General features: G+C 65.2%; 17 protein-coding genes. 13 read left to right on the top strand and 4 right to left on the bottom strand.

Annotated elements, in window-relative coordinates:
* Positions 1-198: 198 nt before the first annotated feature.
* Complete coding sequence (locus tag N3J91_14840; GenBank protein MCX8157697.1) at positions 199-1,359, top strand: Sb-PDE family phosphodiesterase; 1,161 nt, start codon at positions 199-201, stop codon at positions 1,357-1,359.
* Between the two features lie 91 nt (positions 1,360-1,450).
* On the opposite strand, the gene N3J91_14835 is transcribed toward N3J91_14840, so the two are convergent.
* Positions 1,451-2,395 (bottom strand): metalloregulator ArsR/SmtB family transcription factor, encoded by a 945-nt coding sequence (locus N3J91_14835; protein ID MCX8157696.1) that lies wholly within the window; start codon positions 2,393-2,395, stop codon positions 1,451-1,453.
* An 87-nt stretch (positions 2,396-2,482) separates the two neighbouring features.
* On the opposite strand from N3J91_14835, the gene metK reads away from it, so the two are divergent.
* The 8 genes from metK to N3J91_14795 all read left to right on the top strand — a co-directional run bounded on the left by metK (position 2,483) and on the right by N3J91_14795 (position 12,725).
* Positions 2,483-3,670, top strand: a complete 1,188-nt coding sequence (gene metK / locus N3J91_14830; GenBank protein ID MCX8157695.1) for a methionine adenosyltransferase — start codon at positions 2,483-2,485, stop codon at positions 3,668-3,670.
* 56 nt (positions 3,671-3,726) lie between these two features.
* Positions 3,727-5,166, top strand: coding sequence for an adenosylhomocysteinase (gene ahcY, locus N3J91_14825; GenBank protein ID MCX8157694.1), 1,440 nt, complete (start codon positions 3,727-3,729; stop codon positions 5,164-5,166).
* Positions 5,167-5,298: 132 nt separating this feature from the next.
* On the top strand, positions 5,299-6,348 hold the full coding sequence (locus tag N3J91_14820; protein MCX8157693.1) for a hypothetical protein: 1,050 nt from the start codon (positions 5,299-5,301) through the stop codon (positions 6,346-6,348).
* Between the two features lie 83 nt (positions 6,349-6,431).
* The gene (locus N3J91_14815) at positions 6,432-7,670 is read left to right on the top strand and encodes a beta-ketoacyl-[acyl-carrier-protein] synthase family protein (GenBank protein MCX8157692.1); all 1,239 of its coding nucleotides are present in this window, start codon (positions 6,432-6,434) and stop codon (positions 7,668-7,670) included.
* Positions 7,671-7,752: 82 nt separating this feature from the next.
* Positions 7,753-8,553, top strand: coding sequence for a tryptophan synthase subunit alpha (trpA, locus tag N3J91_14810; GenBank protein ID MCX8157691.1), 801 nt, complete (start codon positions 7,753-7,755; stop codon positions 8,551-8,553).
* 10 nt (positions 8,554-8,563) lie between these two features.
* Positions 8,564-9,715, top strand: a complete 1,152-nt coding sequence (locus N3J91_14805; protein ID MCX8157690.1) for a sugar phosphate nucleotidyltransferase — start codon at positions 8,564-8,566, stop codon at positions 9,713-9,715.
* A 5-nt stretch (positions 9,716-9,720) separates the two neighbouring features.
* Positions 9,721-11,007 (top strand): Xaa-Pro aminopeptidase, encoded by a 1,287-nt coding sequence (locus N3J91_14800; GenBank protein ID MCX8157689.1) that lies wholly within the window; start codon positions 9,721-9,723, stop codon positions 11,005-11,007.
* Between the two features lie 38 nt (positions 11,008-11,045).
* On the top strand, positions 11,046-12,725 hold the full coding sequence (locus N3J91_14795; GenBank protein ID MCX8157688.1) for a glycosyltransferase family 39 protein: 1,680 nt from the start codon (positions 11,046-11,048) through the stop codon (positions 12,723-12,725).
* On the opposite strand, the gene N3J91_14790 is transcribed toward N3J91_14795, so the two are convergent.
* Positions 12,692-13,450 carry a DUF1559 domain-containing protein gene (locus N3J91_14790; protein MCX8157687.1) on the bottom strand — a complete coding sequence of 253 codons (759 nt, stop codon included), beginning with the start codon at positions 13,448-13,450 and terminating at the stop codon, positions 12,692-12,694. The genes N3J91_14795 and N3J91_14790 overlap by 34 nt on opposite strands.
* Positions 13,451-13,516: 66 nt before the next feature.
* Between N3J91_14790 and N3J91_14785 the strand changes: the two genes are divergently transcribed.
* Both N3J91_14785 and N3J91_14780 read left to right on the top strand, forming a co-directional pair.
* Positions 13,517-13,963, top strand: a complete 447-nt coding sequence (locus N3J91_14785) for a hypothetical protein (protein MCX8157686.1) — start codon at positions 13,517-13,519, stop codon at positions 13,961-13,963.
* A 205-nt stretch (positions 13,964-14,168) separates the two neighbouring features.
* Complete coding sequence (locus N3J91_14780; GenBank protein MCX8157685.1) at positions 14,169-14,594, top strand: hypothetical protein; 426 nt, start codon at positions 14,169-14,171, stop codon at positions 14,592-14,594.
* 74 nt (positions 14,595-14,668) lie between these two features.
* Here the strand turns inward: N3J91_14780 and glgA are convergent, their stop codons facing one another.
* Together glgA and serS are read right to left on the bottom strand one after the other, a co-directional pair.
* Positions 14,669-16,114: a glycogen synthase GlgA gene (glgA, locus tag N3J91_14775; GenBank protein ID MCX8157684.1), complete on the bottom strand. Its 1,446-nt coding sequence runs from the start codon at positions 16,112-16,114 to the stop codon at positions 14,669-14,671.
* Entirely contained in the window at positions 16,111-17,418 is a 1,308-nt protein-coding gene (gene serS / locus N3J91_14770; protein MCX8157683.1) for a serine--tRNA ligase, read from the bottom strand. Before serS ends, glgA begins: the two co-directional genes overlap by 4 nt.
* Before the next feature lie 181 nt (positions 17,419-17,599).
* Here serS and N3J91_14765 point away from each other — a divergent pair, with 181 nt between their 5' ends.
* Together N3J91_14765 and N3J91_14760 are read left to right on the top strand one after the other, a co-directional pair.
* Complete coding sequence (locus N3J91_14765) at positions 17,600-19,057, top strand: aldehyde dehydrogenase family protein (protein MCX8157682.1); 1,458 nt, start codon at positions 17,600-17,602, stop codon at positions 19,055-19,057.
* 100 nt (positions 19,058-19,157) lie between these two features.
* Positions 19,158-22,667: a glycosyl hydrolase gene (locus N3J91_14760; protein ID MCX8157681.1), complete on the top strand. Its 3,510-nt coding sequence runs from the start codon at positions 19,158-19,160 to the stop codon at positions 22,665-22,667.
* Positions 22,668-22,701: the final 34 nt, after the last annotated feature.

The following is a 22,701-nucleotide window of genomic DNA, read 5'->3' as shown; positions in this document are numbered from 1 at the left end:
TACCCCCCGGCTCAAGTTGAAAAGGTAACTTTTCCGCCCGCTCCCCGCCCCGCCGGGCAGCGCCGAACGCGCGGTTGGCGGAGGCGCCTCTCACCCGCCGCGCTCTGGCTGCCTGCCCCCGCCTTCAGCCGCCCGCAGGCCGGCGCTTTTCAATTCCTGTTGGCGGGGCCTGATTCTCTATGTATCTTAACCGCACCTATGAAACCCGCACTCGTCATTTTACTGGGGATGGGCCTGTTGTGCGCCCCCGGACAGGTGGGCGCGCATGAGCCGGTCACCCGTGCCCGCACCGAAATCCGCCTGCCCAACCTGCCGGGGCTGCTCACCTTGAAGTGCGATTTTCATATTCATACCGTGTTCTCCGATGGCCTCGTCTGGCCCACCGTCCGCTCCGAGGAGGCCTGGCGGGAGGGGCTGGATGCCATCGCCATCACCGACCACATCGAATATCAACCCCACAAAGCGGACGTCAGCACCAACCACAACCGGGCCTACGATATCGCCAAACCGGCCGGCGAGGCCCTGGAATTGATGGTGATCCGCGGCTCGGAAATCACCCGCCGCATGCCGCCAGGTCACCTGAACGCCATCTTCCTCACCAACTCCACCCCCCTGGCCACCAGCAACTGGCTGGACGCCGTGGCCGCCGCCCATGCCCAGGGCGCCTTCATTTTCTGGAATCACCCCGGCTGGGAAGCCCAAACCACCAATGGCCTCGTGTTATGGTATCCCGAGCACACCCAGCTCCTGGAGCGCGGCATGCTCCACGGCATCGAGGTGGTCAACGGCCGCTCCTACTATCCCGAAGCCCACCGCTGGGCCATCGAGAAAAATCTCGCCATGATCAGCAACTCGGACATCCATGCGCCGCTGAATCTCGATTATCACGTGCACGACGGCGATCTGCGCCCCGTCACCCTCGTCTTCGCCGCCGAGCGCACCCCGGCCGCCCTCAAAAAGGCGCTCTTCGCCCGCCAGACGGCCGTCCTGGCCATGAACCGCCTCATCGGCGACGAAAAGTTCCTGCGGCCCCTCTTCGAGCGTTCCCTGCGTTTCAACAAACCCCAGTACGAAATCCGCGGCCGCGGGCGCGCCCTGGCCCAGATCGCCAACGACAGCTCCGTGGACTTTGTGCTCGAACGCACCGGCCAGATTCCAGAATTGATCCTCCCCCCCAAACTCGTGCTGCCCGCCATGAAAACCGTCCTGCTGGAAATGCGCGCCTCCACCAACATCGTCAAGGGCACCCACCGCCTCAAGCTGCCCTACCAGGTCAGCAATGTGCTCGTCGGCCCCGCGCAGCCCCTCCAGGACGCGCTCACGGTGGAAATCAAATTCACGCCCACCTCCGCCAAATAAGCCCAACCGGTTGCCGCCCGCCACGCGGCCCGACCCGGCCAGCCCTGATTCCGCCCCCCCCCCGGCGGGCAGCCGCGCCATGCGGACCAGCTCACGGCGCCTTGCCGCCTTTCCCCGCCGCCGCCAGCAGGGTCTCAAAATGCGGCGGTTGCTCCTCCCGCGCCACCACCTGGATTTCGATCTTCTCAAAACCCGCCGCCTCCAGCCACTGCTGCAAATCGCTCTCGCGAAACCCCAGCCAGCGATCCCCATACAGCTCCCGCGCCTGCTCGAAGCGGTGGGCCGCCAGGTCCAGTATCATAAGCTGCCCCCCGGGCCGCAAAATCCGGTGGGCGCTCTGGAGGGCGCGCTGCGGATCCTCGGCATGATGCAACGCCTGGCTCAACACCACCACATCCACGCTGGCGGCGGCAATGGGCGGCTCCTGCAAATCCCCCAGGCGGAACTCCAGATTCTTCAACCCGTTTTTGCGGGCCTTGCGCGCGCCATACGCCACCATCTTGGGCGAGTTGTCCACCGCAATCACCCGCTTGCACCGCAGGGCGAGCAGCTCGCTCATCAACCCCTCCCCGCTGCCCAGATCCGCCACCGTCAACGGCGGCAGCAGCCGCAGCAGCATCTGCCCAAAGGCCTGCCAGGAGCGCCCCGGCCCGTAACTCCGGTCAAACCGCCCCGCCACCTGGTTGAAGTACAACCGCGTCTGCTGGCGCCGCTGCGCCAGAATCCGCCGCAGATTCGCCGCATCCGCGCCGGCCTCCGGCAATTCCGCCGCCCCCCGCGCCGCCAGTTGCATCAGCTCCTGCAGCGCCGGCTCCGCGGGCGTGGCCGCCCGGTAAAACGTCCGCTTGCCCTCCCGCCGCGACACCAGAAAACCGGCCTCCTGCAGCAGGCCCAGATGGGTGGAGATGCGCGACTGCCCCAGCCGCGTGATGCTCTGCAGCTCCTGCACGCTCAGCTCCTCCCGCGCCAGCAGCGCCAGAATGCGCAGGCGGGTGGCGTCATCCAGGGCACGCAGGCATTTCAGGAGTGACGGCATAAAACAGTTGACGACCGGAGAAAAGGATATATCCTCATATCTTGATACGTCAATATGTAACTTGACCATCGGCAAACGCAAAAGCGCATGAGCAAACGTTTTATTTTCTCCTCGGAATCCGTCGGCGAAGGCCACCCGGACAAGGTCTGCGACACCATTTCGGACTACGTGCTGGACGCCTGCCTCAAGCAGGACAAGTTCAGCCGCGTGGCCTGCGAGTGCTACGCCAAAAGCAACCTCGTGGTGGTCGGCGGCGAAATCACCACCCAGGCCCGCCTCGACTTCGTCGCCATCGCCCGCCAGGCCATCCGCGACATCGGCTACGTGCACGAGGATGACGTCTTTCATGCCGACAAGGTCTTTGTGATCAACGCCATCACCCGCCAAAGCCCCGACATCGCCCAGGGCGTGGACGCCCGCGCCGCCAAGGGCAAGAAAAAGGCGGAACAGGGCGCCGGCGACCAGGGGCTCATGTTCGGTTATGCCTGCAATGAAACCCCGGAGCTGATGCCCGCCCCCATCATGTTTGCCCACCGCCTGGGCCGCAAACTCACCGAAATCCGCAAAACCAGCAGAAACGGCCGCCCCCTCGTCCCCTGGCTGCGCCCCGACGCCAAAAGCCAGGTCTCCGTCGAATATGTGGACGGCCGCCCCACGCGCATCACCAACGTCGTCATCTCCACCCAGCACACCGCCGACGTCGAGCACGACGAAATCGAGGAGTTCTGCATCGAGGAAGTCATCAAAAAGGTGCTGCCCGCGGACATGCTCACCCGCGACACCCTCTACCTCATCAACCCCACCGGCCGCTTCGTCGTGGGCGGCCCCCAGGGCGATACCGGCCTGACCGGCCGCAAAATCATCGTGGATTCCTACGGCGGCATGGGCCGCCACGGCGGCGGCGCCTTCAGCGGCAAGGACCCCAGCAAGGTGGACCGCAGCGCCGCCTACATGGGCCGCTATGTGGCCAAAAACATCGTCGCCGCCGGCCTGGCCGACCGCTGCGAAATCCAGTTCGCCTACGCCATCGGCTACCCCGACCCGGTCTCCGTCTCGGTGGACACCTTCGGCACCGGCAAGGTCAGCGAGGAGGCCATCGCCCGCGCCGTGCAGGAAGTCTTCAGCTTCAAACCGGCGGACATCATCAAGCAACTCAACCTCCTGCGCCCCATCTATTCCAAGACCACCAACTATGGCCACTTCGGCAAAAACGATCCGGAGCTGACCTGGGAACGGACCGACAAGGTGGCGGCTTTGAAACGCGCCCTGAAATAACCCTGCGTTGCCCCACGCCCACCAGCCGGGGGGGCAGCCCAACCTCCAACACGCTTATGACCGACCGCAAACGCAAACTCCCCAAAATCCAGAACATGGATTTCAAGGTCAAAGACCTCTCCCTCGCCGAATGGGGGCGCAAAACCATCCAGATCGCCGAGCATGAAATGCCCGGCCTCATGGCCATCCGCGCCAAGTACGGCCCGCGCAAACCCCTCAAAGGCGTGCGCATCACCGGCTCGCTCCACATGACCATCGAAACGGCCGTCCTCATCGAAACCCTCGTCGAGCTGGGCGCCAGCGTGCGCTGGGCCAGTTGCAACATCTTCTCCACCCAGGACCACGCCGCCGCCGCCGTCGCCGCCGCCGGCATCAGCGTCTTTGCCTGGAAGGGCGAAACCCTCGAGGATTACTGGCAATGCACCCTCGACGCCCTCACCCACCCCGGCGGCAAAGGCCCGCAGCTCGTCGTGGACGACGGCGGCGATGCCACCCTCCTCATCCACAAGGGCTACGAGCTGGAGGAGGGCAGCGACTGGGTCAAATCCCCCAGCGCCAGCCGCGAGGAGCAAATCATCAAAAACCTCCTTAAACGTGTGGCCAAAGAACGCCCCGGCTTCTGGCATGAAGTCGTCAAGGAGTGGAAGGGCGTCAGCGAGGAAACCACCACCGGCGTGCATCGCCTCTACCAGATGCTCCAGGCCGGCAAACTCCTCGTCCCCGCCATCAATGTCAACGACTCCGTCACCAAGAGCAAATTTGACAACCTCTACGGCTGCCGCGAATCACTGGCCGACGGCATCAAGCGCGCCACCGATGTCATGGTGGCCGGCAAGGTGGCCGTCGTCTGCGGTTATGGCGACGTGGGCAAAGGCAGCGCCCACTCGTTGCGCGGCTTTGGCGCGCGGGTGATCGTCACCGAAATTGACCCCATCAACGCCCTCCAGGCCGCCATGGAAGGTTTTGAAGTGACCACCGTCGAGGAAACCCTCGGCCGGGCCGACATCTACGTCACCGCCACCGGCAACTGCGACGTCATCACCCTCGAGCATCTGCAGAAGATGAAAGACCAGGCCATCGTCTGCAACATCGGCCACTTCGACAACGAAATCCAGGTGGACCGCCTCAACGCCGCCCCCGGCGTCAAGAAAATCAACATCAAACCCCAGGTGGACAAATACGTGTTCCCCGACGGCCATTGCATCTATCTCCTGGCCGAAGGCCGCCTCGTCAACCTGGGTTGCGCCACCGGCCATCCCAGCTTCGTCATGTCCAATTCCTTCACCAACCAATGCCTGGCGCAGATGGACCTCTGGGCCAACCGCGACCGCTACACCGTGGGCGTCTATCGCCTGCCCAAAAAGCTGGATGAGGAAGTGGCCCGCCTGCACCTGGAAAAAATCGGCGTCAAACTCACCAAGCTCACGCAAAAACAGGCCGATTACATTGGCGTGCCCGTGGACGGCCCCTACAAGCCCGAGCATTATCGGTACTGAAACACCTCGCTCCCCCGGCGGCTTGCCGCCCGGGGGCAGTCGAGCTTGGCCATCGTACCGGCCCCGGGAATCACGGGCGGCGCCTGCCTCTGGGCTTGTCACCTCCCCCGGCCTGTGTTGAAGTAACGCCGCATGAGGTTTGCATGGTTGCATCATTCCGCCGCCGGGCGGCGGCTGGCCGGGCTGGCCGCCTGCTGGCTGGCGTTCTCCATCACGGCCGCTGACCTGCCCAAAGGCATCTCCCGCGAACGTTATCTCGTCTGGGAGGGCGCCCTCCGCCTGGAATCCCCGGAGGCCGAGGCGCTGGCCGTCATTGTGCCGGAATTGGGCGGGCGCGTCATGCGTTACGAGGTGATGGGCGAAAACATCTTGTGGGACAACGCCGCCGCCTACGAGCGCCCCGGCAGCCAGGGCCGCAAAGCCCCCCCACCGGGCGGTTACCAGGTCTATGTGGCCTCCGACTCCACGCCTTTGGGGGAAATGGAGCGCCTGGTTTACGGCAGCTACAAAGTCGCCACCCCCCGCGCGTTCACCGTCACCCTCACCAGCGAGCCGGAGCTGATTCGCGAGCTGGTGCTCGAAAAGGAAATCACCCTTGACCCCGAAAAAGGTGATTTGGGCCTGGTGCAACGCCTCACCAACAAAGGCTCGCGGGAAATCGTCTGCGGCCTCCGCTCCCGCACCCAGTGCCGCGGCGGCGGCTTCTTCGTGGCCCCCCTCAACAAATACAGCCGTTTCCGCTTCGGGTGGACCTTGCGCCACATCGTCGAAGACCAGGCCATCTACGACAGCCTCAACCCCGGCCATGACCGCGTTAAAATCACCGGCGGCTTTCTGATCGCCCAAACCGGCGGCACCGGCCCCGAAGTGCGCCTCGGCATGGACGTCAGCGCCGAATGGGTGGCCTATGTCTATGATCGCAGCCTGTTTGTCCTCTATTTCCCCTACGACTTCCGCGCCAAATATCCCCATGGCGGCCACACCATCGAGCTGGGCTGGAACCAGTGGATCGCGGAAATCGAAGTGCTCGCTCCCGATGAACCGCTGGCGCCGGGCAAAACCGTCACCGCCCCCATGAAATGGGCGTTGATCCCCCTCAAGGAGGCCGTCACCAACGCCAAACAAGCCCGCGCCGCCGCCGCCAAAGTGCCCCCCTCCCCCTTCTCACCCGCCCGGAAATGACGCTCCTCCGGCACCGCCCACGTGAGGGAAAATCCCCAGTCCTCCCTGTGCGAAACCGCCTTTTAAGCTAGTCTTTCCTACGGATGTCCGTCCTGCATCAACTACTGCGCGATCACCCGGTGGTCATCACCGGCCGCGGCGCCCTCACCGTGGCCGGCCCCGGAGTTGCCTCCCTGTGGCAGGCCGTCCAGACCGGCCGCTCCCTGGCCGAAGCGTGGCGCAACCCGGCCGCGCCCGCCGCCCCGCCTGCGGCCGTCTGCCGCGTGGCCAACCTGCCCCCCGTGCCGCAGGCCGCCCGCAAATTGGATCGCTCCGCCCGCCTGGGCTTTGCCGCCGCCCTGGAAGCCTGGCATGACGCCCGCCTGCATGAAATCGCCCCGCCCCCCCGCCGGATCGGCGTCATCACCGCCTCCTCCCGCGGCACGGTGGAGGTGTGGGAAAAAGCCTTTGCCGCGCTGCACCAGGGCCAGACGCCGCCCTCGTTCATCGCCTCCACCACCATCGCCCATCTCAGCGGCGCGCTCTCTCTCCACCTCAATCTGCAGGGTCCCATGCTCGCGGCATCCGCCACCTGCGCCTCCTCCGCCGCCGCGCTGGCCCTGGCGGCGCAACAACTGCTGACCGGCGCGGCCGATGTCATCCTGGCCGGCGGGGCCGAGGCCCCTTTGCATCCGGTGGTCCTCCAGGGCTTTGATACGGCCGGGCTGCTGGCGCATCATCCAGACCCCGCCCAGGCCTGCCGCCCCTTCGATCTCCACCGCAACGGCACCGTGCTCGGCGAGGGCGCCGGCTTCCTGGTGTTGGAAACACTCGAATCCGCCCGCCGCCGCGGCGCCACGATTTATGGCCAACTGGCCGGCTGGGCCTTGGGCGCGGAAGCTTACGATCGCGCCGGCATGCACCCCGACGGCCAGGCCCTGGCGCAGGTGATCCATGAAGCGCTGGCCGTGGCCGGCCTGCCCCCCGGGGCCATCGGCTACCTCAATCTGCATGGCACCGGCACCCAGCTCAATGACGCCAGCGAAGCCCGCGCCGTCCAACACGTCTTCGGCCCGCCCGCCGCCCAGCCGCCCGCTTCCTCCACCAAACCCGTTTTCGGCCATTGCATGGGCGCCGGTGCCGCTCTGGAAGCCATCGTCTGCCTCGAAGCCCAGCGCCATCAGCTCCTGCCCCCTGCGGTGAATTGTCCCCAACCCGACCCCCACTGCCCGATTGCCCTGGCCCGCTCTCCCGCTCCGCCCCGCCCCATCCAGGCCACCCTCAGCCTCTCCGCCGGTTTCTGGGGGGCCCAGGCCGCGCTGGTCTTCCGCGCCGCGCCCTGACCCCTCCCACCCGGCCGCTGCCCGCTCTCCCCCGCCAAAAGAACTACCCTTTTGCGGCCATTTTTGCCATGCTCCGCCCAGCATGAATCGGATTGATGCACGGTTTGCCGAGCTGCGCCGTCAGGGGCGGAAGGGGTTGATTGTCTATATCGGCGCCGGCGATCCCCACCTCGAAGCCACCCGCCAACTGGCCCTGGCTTTCGAGCGCGCCGGCGTGGATGTCCTGGAACTGGGCGTACCCTTCAGCGACCCCCTGGCCGACGGGCTGGTCAATCAGCTCGCCGCCCAACGCGGCCTGGCCTCCGGCACCACCCCGCCCAGGGTGTTGGAAACAGTGGCGGCCATCCGGCGCGACAGCCAGATCCCCATCGTCCTCTATCTCTATTTCAACCTCATGCATCGCTACGGCGTCGAGCGCTTCATCCAGGACGCCGCCCGCGCCGGCGTGGACGGCCTGCTCATCCTGGACCTGCCGCCGGAAGAGGCCGAGGCCACCGAAAAAGCCATGCGCGCCGCCGGCCTGCACCCCATCTACCTCATTGCCCCCACCACCCCGGAGGCGCGCATTGAACTCATTGCCCGCCGCGCCTCGGGCTTCATTTACTACGTCTCCCGCGAGGGCGTCACCGGCATGCAGCAACAGCTTTCCTCCACCATCCCCGCCATGGTGGCCCAAATTCGCGCCCACACCTCGCTGCCCGTCGCGGTGGGCTTCGGCATCTCCAATCCTGAGCAGGCCGCCCAGGTGGCCGCGCAGGCCGATGCCGTGGTGGTGGGCAGCGCCGTCGTCAACCAGATCGCCCGCCTGGGCCAGGCCCCCGACATGGTGGAGCAGGTGGCCGCCTTTGTGGCCTCCCTGGCCCGCGCCATCAAACCGCATTGATGTCCCCTCTATGCCTGCCAAGAAAATGCCTGCCGGAAAAACCCAAGCCCCTCCACAGGACCGCTACGTCATCATCATGGCCGGCGGCCGCGGCGAGCGCTTCTGGCCCTTGAGCCGGGAGAAAACCCCCAAGCAGCTCCTGCGGCTCCTCGGCGGGGAAAGCCTCCTCCAACAGGCCGTCGCCCGCGTGCTGCCGCTGGTGCCCTGGTCCAACGTCCTGGTCATCACCAGCGCCGCCCAGGCCCCGCAAGTCAAAAAGCAACTGCCCAAACTGCCCGCGGAAAACCTGATCGTCGAGCCGGTGGGCCGCGACACCTGCGCCGCCGTCACCCTCGGCGCGGCCGTCGTGGGCGCCCGCTCCACCACCGCCATCATGGCCGTGCTGCCGTCGGATCACGTCATCCCCGAACCCAAAAAATTCCAGCAGGTGCTCGCCGATGCCTTCGATCTGGCCGGCCGCGGCCAGGTCATGGTCACCATCGGCATCCAGCCCACCGAGCCCGCCACCGGCTACGGTTACATCCGCGTCGGCGATCCGCTGCCCCCGCCGCAGCACGCCAAACCCTACAAAACCACCTTCTTCCGCGCCGAACAATTCGTGGAAAAACCGGACTTCCACCGCGCCCAGGAATTCCTGGCCAGCGGCCGGTACCGCTGGAACGCCGGCATGTTCATCTGGTCCTTCGTCACCATCACCGAAGGCCTGCAAAAACATCAGCCGGAAATGGAGGCCGCCTGCCATCGCTGGTTTGAGGCCGCCGCCAAAAAGAAACTCCCCCGCGTCCTCGCCGCCGACTACCCCGCCCTCAAAAAAATCTCCATTGATTACGCCCTGATGGAAAAGGCGCAAAACGTGGCCGTGGCCGATGGCGCCTTCGCCTGGGACGACCTCGGCTCCTGGGCTGCCCTGGCCCGGCACCTGCCCGCCGACGCCGCCGGCAACGCCGCCGTGGCCGACTTCGTGCACGTGGACGCCGCCCGCAACCTCATCTTTGACGCCCGCCAGAAGCACCGCACCCCCATTGCCGTCGTGGGCCTGCGCGATGCCATCATCGTGCAAACGGACGACGCCACCCTGGTGGCCCATAAAAGCCAGGCCCAAAAAGTCAAGGAGCTGGTGCGCCGTCTCGCGGAAAAACCCGATTACCGCAAGCTGCTCTAAACCCCATGAAACCCATCCCCCTCCCCGCGGACCTGTTCATCCACAACCGCCAGCGCCTGCGCGAGCTCCTGCCGCCCAACTCCCTGGTGGTGGTCAATTCCAACGACATCATGCCCACCAACGCCGACGGCGTGATGGGACATCATCAAAACGCCGACCTGTTCTATCTCACCGGCATCCTGCAGGAGGAAACCCTCCTGTTGCTGGCGCCCACCGCCTACGACGAGCGCCAGCGCGAAGTCCTCTTCATCCGCGAGCCCAACGAACATCTCGCCACCTGGGAGGGGCACAAGCTCACCAAGGAAGAGGCCGCCCAGCTCTCCGGCATCAAGGAAATCCGCTGGCTCTCGGAATTCCCCGGCCTCTTCCGCCAGCTCATGTGCGAAATGGACCTGGTGTACCTGAACACCAATGAACACCAGCGCGCGGTGATTGAAGTGGAAAGCCGCGACTTGCGCTTCATCCACCAGGTCCAGCGCCAGTACCCCCTCCACACCTACCGCCGCCTGGCGCCGCTCATGCACCAGTTGCGCGTCGTCAAATCCCGCTGGGAAATTGACATGATCCGCCGCGCCTGTGAGCTTACCGGCAGCGGCTTCCTCCGCGCCCTGCGCCTCATTGAACCGGGCGTCAACGAGGCGGAAATCGAAGCCGAATTTGCCCACGAGTTCATCCGCCACAAGGGCTGTTTTGCCTACCCGCCCATCATCGCCGCCGGCCCCAACAACTGCGTGCTCCACTACGTCCAAAATGACCAGCCCTGCAAGGACGGCCAGTTGGTCCTGCTCGACGTCGCGGCCGGCCTCGGCCAGTACATGTCCGACCTCACCCGCACCGTGCCGGTCTCGGGCCGCTTCAGCCGCCGGCAGAAACAGGTCTATAACGCCGTGCTCCGCGTCCTGCGCGAGATGATCCAGCGCATTCGCCCCGGCAAAACCACCCGCGATTTGCGCCGCGAGTGCGAAGCCCTCCTCACCGAGGAATGTCTGGCCCTGGGCCTCCTCAAGCCCGCCCAGGTGCGCAAACAGGATCCCCACGCCCCCGCCGTGGCCAAATATTTCATGCACGGCGTCTCCCATCCCCTCGGCCTGGATGTCCATGACGTCACCTACAACCACCTTAAAATCGCCCCCGGCTGGGTCCTCACCTGCGAACCCGCCCTCTACCTCAAAGAGGAAGGCTTCGGCATCCGCCTGGAAAACACCATCGTGGTGGGCGAAAAGGAAAATACAGACCTCATGGCCCACATCCCCATCGAAGCCGAGGAAATCGAGGCCCTGATGCAAAAGTGATGCCGGCAGGTTTCACCGCGGGGGCCTGACCACCGCGCATGACGCTGCGCCAAACCCTCATCGCTGCGGCAGCCGTCCAGTTGGCCGGCCTGTTGGCCGCCGGGTGGTGGTTTCGTGAAGCGCTGAACACCGACGCCGTCGCCTATTTGCGCCTGGCCGACTACTACGCGCAAGGCTCTTGGTCCCTCGCCCTCAACGGTTATTGGGGGCCCCTCCTGAGCTGGCTCCTCGCGCCCTTGCGGGTATTGGACTGCCCGCCCTGGCTGGCCGCGCGCCTCGTCATGGGACTCTCCGCCGTGTTTTTCTTCGTCTGCTGCAACCAGTGGTTGCTCACCCTCCCGGAGGAGGAGTCCTGGCCCAAGGCCGGTGTCTGGACCGCCGCGCTGATTTCCATTCCCTGGTCCGTCGCCCAAATCACCCCCGACCTCCTCCTGGCCGGCTGCCTTGCCCTGGTATGGATGGCCCTCTACCGCGCCCGCCAGCTCAGCAGTCCCCGCTGGAGCCTCGCCGCTGGCGCGCTGGCGGGGCTGGCCTATCTGGCCAAGGCCGTCGCCCTCCCGGTAACCCTGCTCACCGCCGGCCTCTGGCTGCTGGGCAACCCCCTCCAACGCAAATTTTTCAAAAGCAACGCCGGCCTCTTCGCCGCTTTTCTAGTGGGACTCGCCATTGTGATAGCGCCCTGGGTAAGCCTGCTCACCGCCCACTACGGCCAGTTGACTCTCACCCGCTCCGCCCGCATCAATCACGCGCTCGCCGGTCCGCCGGACGTGGAGCGGTACCATCCCACCTTCCGCACCTTTCACGCGCCGCCCCCCGGCCGCCTGACCACCTGGGAAGACCCCTCGGAGATGTCTTACGCCACCTGGCAACCCTGGGCCAACCTCCCCTCCGCGTGGCATCAATGCAAAGTCATCCTCAAAAACCTCGCCCTCATCCAGCTCATGCTCACCACCCTCTTCCTCGACTGGCCGGTGGTCCTGGGCTGGTGGTGGTGGTCTCGCCGCAACCCCCTCACAGTCTCAATTCCGCCCCCCCTGCGGCTGGCCGCCTGCGCCCTGGGAGCCCTGATGCTGATCTATGCCCCCAACTATTTGCGCCTGGGCGACCAGCGCTATTTCTACGCCGCCTTCCCCCTCCTGTGGCTCACCGGCGTCTGGATGGCCCGGGGCTTCGGCGCCCTGCTGCCCGAGGCCAAACGCTGGCTCCACCACGCCCTCCCGCTGTCGTTTGTCATTCCGGCTTGCGCCCTGCTGTTCTGGTGGCTGCCCCCCAAACGCGCCGCCGGCCAAATCGCCCTGCAACTGGCCGAAGAACTCCGCGCCACCAACCTGCGCGGGCCAATGGCCGGCAGCGCCCTGCAACCCGGCGGCCGCGTGGGCTTGATGACGGCCTACTGCCTCAATCTGCCCTGGCTGGGCGACCAACCCACGGCCACGCCGGAAGCCTGTCTGGCTTCAGGGGCAGAGTTGTTTTTAGTGAATCAGAATGATCCGCTGGCAGAAGCCTTGCAACGGCATCCGGCCTTCCGGGAAGTCTCCCCGCTCCCCTCCCGGAAATCTCCCCTGCCCGTGGTGGTGTTTCATGGCCCACCCCAACCACCGCCGCAGGGCAACCCCTGGGCCGGGGCAAAGCACAACACTCAGGCCGCGCCCATGCCCACAGCCAGCCCCCGCCGGGCCGGCCATCACTGGCCGACAAAGAAGGTGTTGGTGCGGTAATAATCCGTCACCGCCCAGAGATTGAACGGCGTGACACTGCGGCCGAATTTCAGATATTCCACGTGGCCATCGTGAAACGCAAAATTGGAGCCCCCGCCGGCCCGGTTGCTGCGATCCGACATGTGGCGGCTGTGCTCGATTTCGGTGTTGTCATTCCCGGCCACGCTTTCCAGAAAATCCATGAAATAATGGCCCGAGCTGTTCTCCTTTTCCCCAAACACAATCGTCTGCGACGATTTGACGATCACCGAATCCCGGAAGGCATTGGTGGCCATCAACCGGCTGATCTGGTTGAAATCCGTGGTCTTGTACGTGAACGCATACCAGTCATTGAACCCGTTGATCATGTAGCTCCGCGGCGCCGCGTCCGGCGAATTGGGATTGGCCGTGTACTGGCTGCGCGGCGTGTCCGGCCCGTCACTGGGACAAACCAAGACTTTCAAGTTGTAGTAATAAGGATGCAGCTTGGTGGGCCAGGCCCCAGGTATCATCCGCGGCGGCACATAATCATCGTTGTCGTCCGTGTACATCCGCAACGCCAGTGCCAGTTGCTTCATGTTGTTGTTGCAATAAATCCGCTTGCCGGCCTCCTTGGCCCGCGCCAGCGCCGGCAGCAGCATCGCTGCCAGCAGAGCGATGATGGCAATCACCACCAGCAATTCAATCAACGTGAAGGCCCCTGCCTTCCTTGTAACCGTAAGCTGCCGTGAAACGTCTTTACTCATACAAGTCGCGGTGTTGGATCCGTCCGAATAATTCATCCGGCACAGCGTCCAATCTTTAGTTGTAACATGAAACGAGCCATTTTCTGGTCGCTGCTGCTCGCCATCGTTGTTGGCGCGTATCTCTATTATAATGACTTTTTTCGCCAGCCTCCTATTCAAATCACCCCCACCATCCGCCCCGGCGCCACCTCCCGCCTGAACCCCGACGCCTACCCCGTCACCTTCATGCTCGATGGCAAATACGCCCTGACCTCCATCAAAGTGGTCAAAGCGGACGAAATCAAAACCAACAAATATGCCCGCCCCCTCTGGCACATGATTTCCGACTCCACCTCTGTCCCCACCAAATGGTTCATCTACGGCCAGCGCATCCAGGGCATGAAACCCAGCATCCCCCGCGCCACGCCGGAGCCGTTGCAGCCCAATGTGCCCTATCGTCTCATCGTGGAAACCAAAGATCGTCGCGGCGAGGTGGACTTCAAAACCTACGAAGTCGTCCCCCCCGCCAATTAAAGGCCACACCAGACGGACTGCGGCCTGCCCAGCGCTGCTGGCCATCCCCCTCCCCCTCCAGGCCACGGCGTCTGCCGCATGGAAAAAATGTGTAACCTTCAGGCCGCAGGCAACGTCCAATGGGGTGTAACAGTATCGTGTCGCTTTCGTTTGGGACGAAAGTTAAGACACGATTATTGGCGTTTGTCAGAACCTAACAGAAAATATGCAAAGCAAATCGCGTTCAATCGTGTCGGTGTTGTCGGTGGTCACCTTCGCCTTGGTATTCCTTGGATTCATGGCCCAGGCGGCGGACATCAACGGGACCTGGACCTGGTCCACCCCCGGACGGCAGGGCGGTGAACCCCGTAAAACCACCCTCAAATTGAAGGTCGAGGGTGAAAAACTGACGGGCACGCTCATCACGCAGAACCGCCAGGGTGAACCCCAGGAAACCGCCATCAGCGAAGGCAAGGTCAAAGGCAACGAGATCTCCTTCCAGGTGGTGCGGGAGTTCAACAACAACCGCATGGTCAGCAAGTACAGCGGCAAGGTCGAGGGCGACACCATCAAGGGCAAGATCGAGTTTGAGCGCAACGGCGAAACCATGTCCCGTGACTGGGAAGCCAAGCGCGAAGCGGAGAAGAAATAAGTTTTCGTTCCTCCCTTGCCTCGCCACACCCGCTGCCGGAAACGGCGGCGGGTGTTTTTTTCGGCGCGCGCCCCTCAGCCCGCCAGCTTTTGGTACAAGGCCACGTACTCCCGCGCCGTGCGATCCCAGGAAAAATCGGCTTTCATCCCGTTGATCCGGTAGCGGCGCAGCAGCGCCGGCTCTGCATACAGTGCCAGCGATTTGCGCATGGCCCGCGCCAAAGCCCGCGAGCTGTATTCCTGAAACTTGATGCCGTTGGCCCGGCGCGGATCATCCAGGTAGTCCACCACCGAATCATCCAGCCCTCCCGTCCGCCGCACGATCGGCACCGTCCCATAGCGCAGGCTGTACATCTGGTTCAGCCCGCACGGCTCAAACCGCGAGGGCATCAGATAAAAATCGCAGCCGGCCTCAATGCGATGCGACAACGGCTGATCAAACCCGATGCGCACCGCCACCTGTTGCGGATACCGCGCCGCCAGCCGCCGGCAGGCCGCCTCCAACACCGGCTCGCCACTGCCCAAAAAAACAAACTGAATGTCCGTGGCCAGCATCTCCTCCAGCGCGCCCAGCAGCAAATCCGTGCCCTTCTGATCCACCAGCCGCGAAATGTTGCCATACAATGGGACATTCGCCCGCTCCGGCAGGCCCATCTCCCGTTGCAACGCGCGCTTGTTGGCCGCCTTGCCGGCAAGGTTGCGCCACGAATAGGGATGCGGCAGATGCGGATTGTTCTCCGTATTCCATTCTTCGTAATCCACCCCGTTCAATATGCCGGTCAACTGCCCCGCCCGCCGCCGCAGCACGCCGTCCAACTGGCACCCAAATGCCTCGGTGGTGATCTCCCGCGCATAGCGCGGACTGACCGTGGTCAGCCAATCCGCATATTCAATGCCGCCCTTGAGAAAATTAAACGCCCCATAAAACTCGCAGCCGTCCGGCCACCAGTAGGCCGGGGGCAGGTTGGTCAGCGCAAAAAGCCGGGCATCACAAATCCCCTGATAGGCCAGGTTGTGAATGGTCAGCAACGTGCCCGGCAGATTCACCGGCGCCCCCTGCTGCCGTTGATGATGCACCAGCGGCGCGGCCAGCGCCGTCTGCCAGTCATGCAAATGCAACACCTCCGGCCGCCACGGCAGATAATTGGCCAGATGCACCACCGCCTTGGAAAAAAACAGGTAACGCTCCGGATTGTCCGCATATCCCTGGCCGTGCTCGGTATAAATGCCCCCTCGATCAAACAAGTCCGGCCGGTCAATCAAGTAAATGGTGAGATGCTTCTCGGGCTCCCGATAATACACCTGCCCCCCCTGCCGTCCCTCCCCCCAGGGCACCTCCAGCCACCAGTCCAGCCTTTGAATGTCCCCAAAGCGCTCCCTCACCCCCCGATAGAGCGGCGCCACCAGCCCCACCTCATGCCCCTGCCGCGCCAGCGCCTTGCCCAACGCCCCCACCATGTCGGCCAGCCCGCCGGTCTTGGAATAAGGATGGATTTCGCTGCTGGCGAGGAGGATTCTCATGCCGGGGGAGCTAGGCGGTCCTGGCCAAGATACCCGCGCAACGCTTCCGGCACCAGCACAGTGCCATCAGCTTGCTGATGGGTTTCAAGGAGCGCCACAAACAGCCGCGCCAGGGCCGTGCCGCTCCCATTGAGAATGTGCGGAAAAATATTCTGCCCCGTCTGGCTCTTGTAACGCAGATTCATCCGCCGCGCCTGGAAATCCTCGCAATTCGAGCAACTGGACACCTCCAAATACGCCCCCTGGCCCGGCGCCCACACCTCAATATCATACGTCTTGGCGCTGGCAAAACCCATGTCCCCCGTGCACAACAGCACCACCCGGTAATGCAGCCCCAGCCGTTGCAGCACCGTTTCCGCATTGCCCACCATCCGCTCCAGCTCGTCATAGCCACTCTCCGGCTTGACGATCTTGATCAGCTCCACCTTGTCAAACTGGTGCACCCGGATCATCCCCCGCGTCCCCACCCCCGCCGCGCCCGCCTCCGCCCGGAAACACGGACTGTACGCGCAATAGTAGAGCGGCAGCTCCTCCTCCCGCAGAATTTCCTCCCGGTGAATGTTGGCCACCGGCGCCTCCGCCGTGGGCAGCAAATACAACCGCCCCAGCGTGCTGTCGTCCAACCCCTCCCGCACCGCGTAGGCCTGATCCTCAAACTTCGGAAATTGCCCCACCCCAAACATGCAATCGCGGCTGATGATGTACGGCGGCGATACCTCCGTAAAACCATGCTCCCGCGTGTGCAGCTCCAGCATGAACTGAATCAGCGCCCGCTCCAGCCGCGCCCCGGCCCCGGTGTACAACAAAAAACCGCTGCCCGACAGTTTGGCCCCCCGCTCAAAATCCACCAGCCGCAGGCTCCGGCACAGCTCGATGTGATCCCGCGGTTTGAATTCGAACGCCCGCTTCCCCCCCCACTCCCGCACCACCGGGTTATCCGCCGCGCTCCGCCCCACCGGCACACTGGCATGCGGCAGATTGGGCAGCCGCACCAGCACCGCATCCCGCGCCTGGCTGGCGGCCTCCGCCTCCTTGTCCAAGGCCGCGATGCGATCCCCCAGCTCCCGCGTCTCCGCCTTCCGGGCCTCGGCCTCGGCGGTTTTCTTTTGGGCCATCAGGGCCCCGATCTCCTTGGAAACCCGGTTGCGCTGGGCTTTGAGCGCCTCGACTTCCGCCAGCGCCTTCCGCCGCTTCTCATCCCACTCCAACACCTCGGCCACCCGCGCCTCATCCCCGCCGCCGCGGGTCGCGAGCCGTTCACGCACCCAATCCGGGTTGTCCCGGATGCTCTTGATATCCAGCATTGTTAAATTGTTAGAAAGCCCGCCACAGCGGCGCAAGCAGAAAGGCATAAACCCCTCATAAAAGGGCGCGTGTCCAGTCATGCAGTTGGCCCCGCCGGCCTTGACCTCCCGCTCCCCCGCGGCGGTCTGCCTCCCGCCTCCGTCATGGACACCGCCGCCAGGGCTTGGTATCATCCCCTCCATGCGGCGCTATCAACAATTCATCGGTGGTGAATGGGTGCCTTCCGCCAACGGAGCCGTCCTGGTTACCCGCAATCCGGCAGACACTCGGGAAATCGTGGCTGAATATGCCGCCGGCGGCCAGCCCGATGCCCGGGCCGCCATCGAAGCCGCCCAAAAGGCCGCCCCCGCCTGGGGCGCCATGACCCCCGTGGCTCGTGGCCGCATCCTCAGCACCGCCTCCAATCTCCTGGATGCCCGTAAAAAAGAACTGGCCGCACTCCTCACCCGCGAGGAGGGCAAAACGCTGGCCGAAAGCACCGGTGAAGTGCAGCGGGCGGTGGACATTTTCCGCTTCTACGGCGGCCTGAGTTACACGGTGGGCGGCCACACCATCCCCCACGATCTGCCCGGCAATTTCCTCTACACCCGCCGCGAGCCGCTGGGCGTGGTGGCCCTCATCACCCCCTGGAACTTCCCCATCGCCATCCCCGCCTGGAAACTGGCCCCCGCCCTGCTGGCCGGCAACGCCGTAATCCTCAAGCCGGCCTCCCAGGCCCCCGCCATGGCCATGGAGCTGGCCCGCGCACTGGCTGAAGCCGGCCTCCCCAAAGGCGTGCTGAACGTGGTCACCGGCGAGGGCCGCGCCGTCGGCGCCGAGCTGGCCGATCATCCCGCCGTGGCCGCGCTTTCCTTCACCGGCTCTTATTCCGTCGGCCACGCCATCTATCAACGCCTGGCCCTGCGCATGGCCCGCGCCCAGATGGAAATGGGCGGTAAAAATCCCACCCTCGTCCTGGCCGATGCCGACCTCGACCTCGCCGCAAATCTCGTCGTCAAAGCCGGCTTCGGTTTGACCGGCCAGGCCTGCACCGCCACCAGCCGCGTCATCGTCGAAAAAACCGTGCTGCCCGCCTTCATGGAAAAACTTGTAGCCCGCACCGCCGCCCTCAAAGTTGGCCCCGGTGACGCCCCGGGCGTGGACATGGGGCCGGCCGTCAGCGCGGCCCAGCTCGAGTCCAATCTGGCCTACGTGCGCGGCGCCGTCGCCGAGGGCGCCACCTTGATTTATGGGGGCGAACGCCTGCAGGACGGGGAGCTGGCGCATGGCCATTTCATGCAGCCCACCATCCTGGCTGGCGTGAAACCCGACATGCGCATCGCCTGCGAGGAAGTCTTCGGCCCCGTCCTGGCCGTCCTCGCCGCCGAGGATTTTGAGCACGCCCTGGCCCTCGCCAATGGCGTGGACGTGGGCTTGAGCGCTTCCCTGGTCACGCGCGATTTGAAGAAAGCCATGCTCTATGCCGAGCGCATCCAGGCGGGCGTGGTCAAAATCAATCAAATCTCCACCGGCCTGGCCCTCCAGGCGCCGTTCGGCGGCGTCAAAAAATCCAGCACCGACTCCTTCAAAGAACAAGGCCCCGGCGCCCTGGATTTCTACACCCGCATCAAAACTGTCTATCTGGATTACTCGGTCTAGCTCCACCCTGACCCGGCCCCCGGCCGAAAAACGCAGCGGCGGAGCCAGGGGCCGCTTCCGCAAACTTGCCTCTTCCTCGCCGCCCTGCTAAGCAGGGCGTATGTTCTCCATGTTGCGCAGCCCCCGTTGGCGACTCTTCTGGATAATCATTCTCTGGGGCAGCCTTCTCCCCGGCCGGGCGGCCGGGCTGGCCCGCGATTTCCGCCAGCCGCCTCCCACCGCCCAACCATGGGTGTATTGGTTTTTCATCAACGGCAACATCACCCGCGAGGGCATCACCGCCGACCTCACCGCCATGAAAGAGGCGGGCATCGGCGGAGTCATCCTCATGGAAGTGGACGTCGGCGTCCCCGCCGGCCCCGTCCATTTCATGGGGCCGGAATGGCGGGCGCTCTTCAAACACGCCGTGCGCGAGGCCGAACGCCTCGGGCTGGAAATGGCCGTCAATGTGGGTCCCGGTTGGACCGGCAGCGGCGGCCCCTGGGTGCCCGTCGAGCAATCCATGCAACACGTGGTCTTTGCCGAAACCAACGTCACCGGCGGCCGCCGTTTCGAAGGCCGCCTCCCCGTGCCCGCCCCCCAGCCGCCTGTCTTTGGCCTGCCCCGGGAATTAGAAGCACCCCGCGCCGCCTACTACCGCGATCTTGTCCTGCTGGCCGTGCCCGCTGACACGCCGCGCGCCGGGAATGATGAGTTACCCGAAAAAGCCTTGTATTTCCGCATGCCCTTTTCCTCCCAGCCCGGCGTGAAGCCCTACCTGGCCGGTGATTTTTTGGCTCCGGCCACCGGTCTGCCGCTGACGCAAATCCTGGACCTGTCCGCCCATCTTCAGCCCGATGGCCGGCTGACCTGGGACGCCCCGCCGGGCCAGTGGCGGCTCCTGCGCTTCGGCCTCCGCACCACCGGCGCCAACACCCGCCCCGCCCCCCCGCCGGGCATCGGTTTCGAGTGCGACAAGTTTGACCGCGCAGCCGTCAAGGCCCATTTCGATCATTTCGTCGGCGGCCTCCTGCGCGAGCTGGGCCCGCTTCCCCGCCCCCGCCGCGCCGGCTGGACGATGCTGCACCTGGACAGTTGGGAGATGGGCGCGCAAAACGGCTCAGCAGCCATCCTGTCCGAATTCCTCCAGCGCCGCGGCTACGACGCCCGCCCCTGGCTGCCGGTGCTGGCCGGTTGCGTGTTGCAAAATCGCGGAGACACAGAGCGTTTTCTCTGGGATTGGCGCCAGACCGCCCAGGAATTGGTGGTGGAAAACTACGCCCGCTACTTGCGGGAACTGGGCCGCGCCCACGGCTTCCAACTCTCCATCGAACCGTATGACATGAACCCCTGCTCAGACCTCACGCTGGGCGGCGTGGCCGATCTCCCCATGGGCGAGTTCTGGGCGGAAGGTCTGGGATTCAACGCCGCTTACAGTTGCCTCGAGGCCGTCTCCATCGCCCACACCCAGGGACGCTCCCTCATCCCAGCCGAGGCATTCACCGCCGACAAACCAGAGGGCTTCTCCCTCCACCCGGCCGCCATGAAGGCCCAGGCCGACTGGGCCTTTTGCCTGGGCATCAACCGCCTGGTGTTTCACCGCTTCGCCCACCAGCCATGGCCTCAATACGCGCCGGGCATGACCATGGGCCAGTATGGCGCGCATTATGAGCGCACCCAAACTTGGTGGCCCATGGTGGAGGCGTGGCATGCCTACCTGGCCCGCTGCCAGGCCCTCCTCCAACGCGGGCGGCCCGTCGCCGACATCCTTTACCTCGCCCCGGAAGGCGCGCCACTCGTCTGGCAGCCGCCCCCGTCCGCCCTGGCCGGCACGGCCTTCCTCCCGGACCGCCGGGGCTACAACTTCGCCGGCTGCGCCCCGGAATTATTGTTTGGGGCCCGCGTGCAAAACGGCCGACTCATCCTCCCCAGCGGCGCAGAGTTTCGCCTCCTTGTCCTGCCCGAACATGGCCTCATGACCCCCCGCCTGCTCGCCCGGCTGCGCGATTTGGTCCGAGCAGGCGCCACTATCATGGGGCCGCCCGTGGAAGCCTCGCCCAGTCTAAGCCCAGACGCCCACCCGGAGCGCCTCCGCGAATGGGTGCATGAATTGTGGGGACCGCATCCCGTCCCCGGGCAGCCGCGCCCCGTGGGCCGGGGTCAAGTCATCCCCACCGACCGCCAGCGCTGGCGCAACGCCTACGCCGCCGCCACCCAACCGCCTGCACCCTGGCCCGCCGCAGCGCGCTGGATTTGGTATCCTGACGGCGAGCCACACCAGGCCGCCCCGCCCGGGCGTTGCCATTTTGAGCGCGCCTTCGTTTTACCGCATGGCATCTCCGTGACCCAGGCCTGGCTCCGCATCACCGCCGATAATTCTTTCACCGCCCAGCTCAACGGCCAGCCCCTCGGCAGTGGCGACAACTTCCATCTCCAATATGAATTTGCCGCGACCCCCGCCCTGCGCCCCGGCACCAATGTCCTCCAGATCACCGCGGAAAATGCCGGCGACACCCCCAACCCCGCCGGCCTGCTCGCCGCCCTGCTGCTTCGCCTGGGCCACGGCGAAGAGCAGCTCATCGTCACCGATGAACAATGGCATGCCGCCTTGGGCTTGCCCTCCGCCCAGAACCCGCGCCCCGCGCGCGTATTGGGGCCGCCGGGCATGGCGCCCTGGCCCAAAGCCGGTCAGCAGCGGCCGGCCAGTGCCCTGCCCAGCCTCTACGGGGATTACGCCCAGGCCGCCGCCGTCCTGCAACGTCTGGGCCTCCCCCCTGATTTCGAGGCAGATGCCCCGCTGCGCTACACCCATCGGCAACTGCCCGAGGCCGAAGTTTATTTTGTGGCCAACCCGGCTCGCACCGCCGTCACCGCCCGCTGTTGGTTTCGCGTCCACGCGCGGCGCCCCGAGCGTTGGGACCCCAAAACCGGCGCGCAGCAACGGCTCACGGAATATCACGAGGAAGCCGGCCGCACCACCCTTGCGCTCACGCTCGGACCGGAGGAATCCTGCTTCATCGTCTGGCAAAAAACCTGGACCGCCCCGCAGGCGGCCCGCCGGGCCGACGCAGGCCGGCCGGCATTGGCCATCGAAATCGGCGGCCCGTGGCAGGTGCGGTTTCAACCGGGCCGCGGCGCGCCGGAGTCCATCACCTTGGAACAGCTCATGGACTTGTCGCAGCATCCTCTCCCCGGCGTGCGGTTCTTCAGCGGCCTGGCCACCTACCAAACCACCCTGCACTGGCAGCCCCCCTGGCCGGGCGCGCAGGCCACCTTGGATCTGGGCCGCGTGGCCGTCATGGCCCGCGTGCGCGTCAACGGCCGCACCGCCGGCGTGGCGTGGCATCAACCTTGGACTGTGGATTTAACGCCGGCGCTGCAACGCGGCACCAACCAGATCGCAATCGAAGTCGCCAACCTGTGGCTGAACCGCTTGATCGGCGATGAACAGCTCCCGCCAGACGCAGACTGGCACCGTAACGGCAGCCTCAAGGAATGGCCGGCGTGGCTCCGCCAAGGCCGGCCCAGTCCCACCGGCCGCGTGGCGTTCGCCACCTGGCGCCACTGGCAAAAAGATTCGCCCCTTCCGCCCTCGGGCCTCCTGGGTCCGGTCACCCTTCGCGTGCAATAAACCACCGGCCACCCGCCAAAAGGCCAGAGTGGCC

Source organism: Verrucomicrobiia bacterium (genome assembly GCA_026414565.1).
Lineage (GTDB): Bacteria > Verrucomicrobiota > Verrucomicrobiia > Limisphaerales > Fontisphaeraceae > Fontisphaera.
This window is presented reverse-complemented; position numbering and strand designations above follow the sequence as displayed.

Coding starts and splice junctions, on each gene's coding strand:
- N3J91_14840 (MCX8157697.1), top strand. CDS start 199: ATGAAACCCGCACTCGTCATTTTACTGGGGATGGGCCTGTTGTGCGCC.
- N3J91_14835 (MCX8157696.1), bottom strand. CDS start 2,395: ATGCCGTCACTCCTGAAATGCCTGCGTGCCCTGGATGACGCCACCCGC.
- metK (MCX8157695.1), top strand. CDS start 2,483: ATGAGCAAACGTTTTATTTTCTCCTCGGAATCCGTCGGCGAAGGCCAC.
- ahcY (MCX8157694.1), top strand. CDS start 3,727: ATGACCGACCGCAAACGCAAACTCCCCAAAATCCAGAACATGGATTTC.
- N3J91_14820 (MCX8157693.1), top strand. CDS start 5,299: ATGAGGTTTGCATGGTTGCATCATTCCGCCGCCGGGCGGCGGCTGGCC.
- N3J91_14815 (MCX8157692.1), top strand. CDS start 6,432: ATGTCCGTCCTGCATCAACTACTGCGCGATCACCCGGTGGTCATCACC.
- trpA (MCX8157691.1), top strand. CDS start 7,753: ATGAATCGGATTGATGCACGGTTTGCCGAGCTGCGCCGTCAGGGGCGG.
- N3J91_14805 (MCX8157690.1), top strand. CDS start 8,564: ATGCCTGCCAAGAAAATGCCTGCCGGAAAAACCCAAGCCCCTCCACAG.
- N3J91_14800 (MCX8157689.1), top strand. CDS start 9,721: ATGAAACCCATCCCCCTCCCCGCGGACCTGTTCATCCACAACCGCCAG.
- N3J91_14795 (MCX8157688.1), top strand. CDS start 11,046: ATGACGCTGCGCCAAACCCTCATCGCTGCGGCAGCCGTCCAGTTGGCC.
- N3J91_14790 (MCX8157687.1), bottom strand. CDS start 13,450: ATGAGTAAAGACGTTTCACGGCAGCTTACGGTTACAAGGAAGGCAGGG.
- N3J91_14785 (MCX8157686.1), top strand. CDS start 13,517: ATGAAACGAGCCATTTTCTGGTCGCTGCTGCTCGCCATCGTTGTTGGC.
- N3J91_14780 (MCX8157685.1), top strand. CDS start 14,169: ATGCAAAGCAAATCGCGTTCAATCGTGTCGGTGTTGTCGGTGGTCACC.
- glgA (MCX8157684.1), bottom strand. CDS start 16,114: ATGAGAATCCTCCTCGCCAGCAGCGAAATCCATCCTTATTCCAAGACC.
- serS (MCX8157683.1), bottom strand. CDS start 17,418: ATGCTGGATATCAAGAGCATCCGGGACAACCCGGATTGGGTGCGTGAA.
- N3J91_14765 (MCX8157682.1), top strand. CDS start 17,600: ATGCGGCGCTATCAACAATTCATCGGTGGTGAATGGGTGCCTTCCGCC.
- N3J91_14760 (MCX8157681.1), top strand. CDS start 19,158: ATGTTCTCCATGTTGCGCAGCCCCCGTTGGCGACTCTTCTGGATAATC.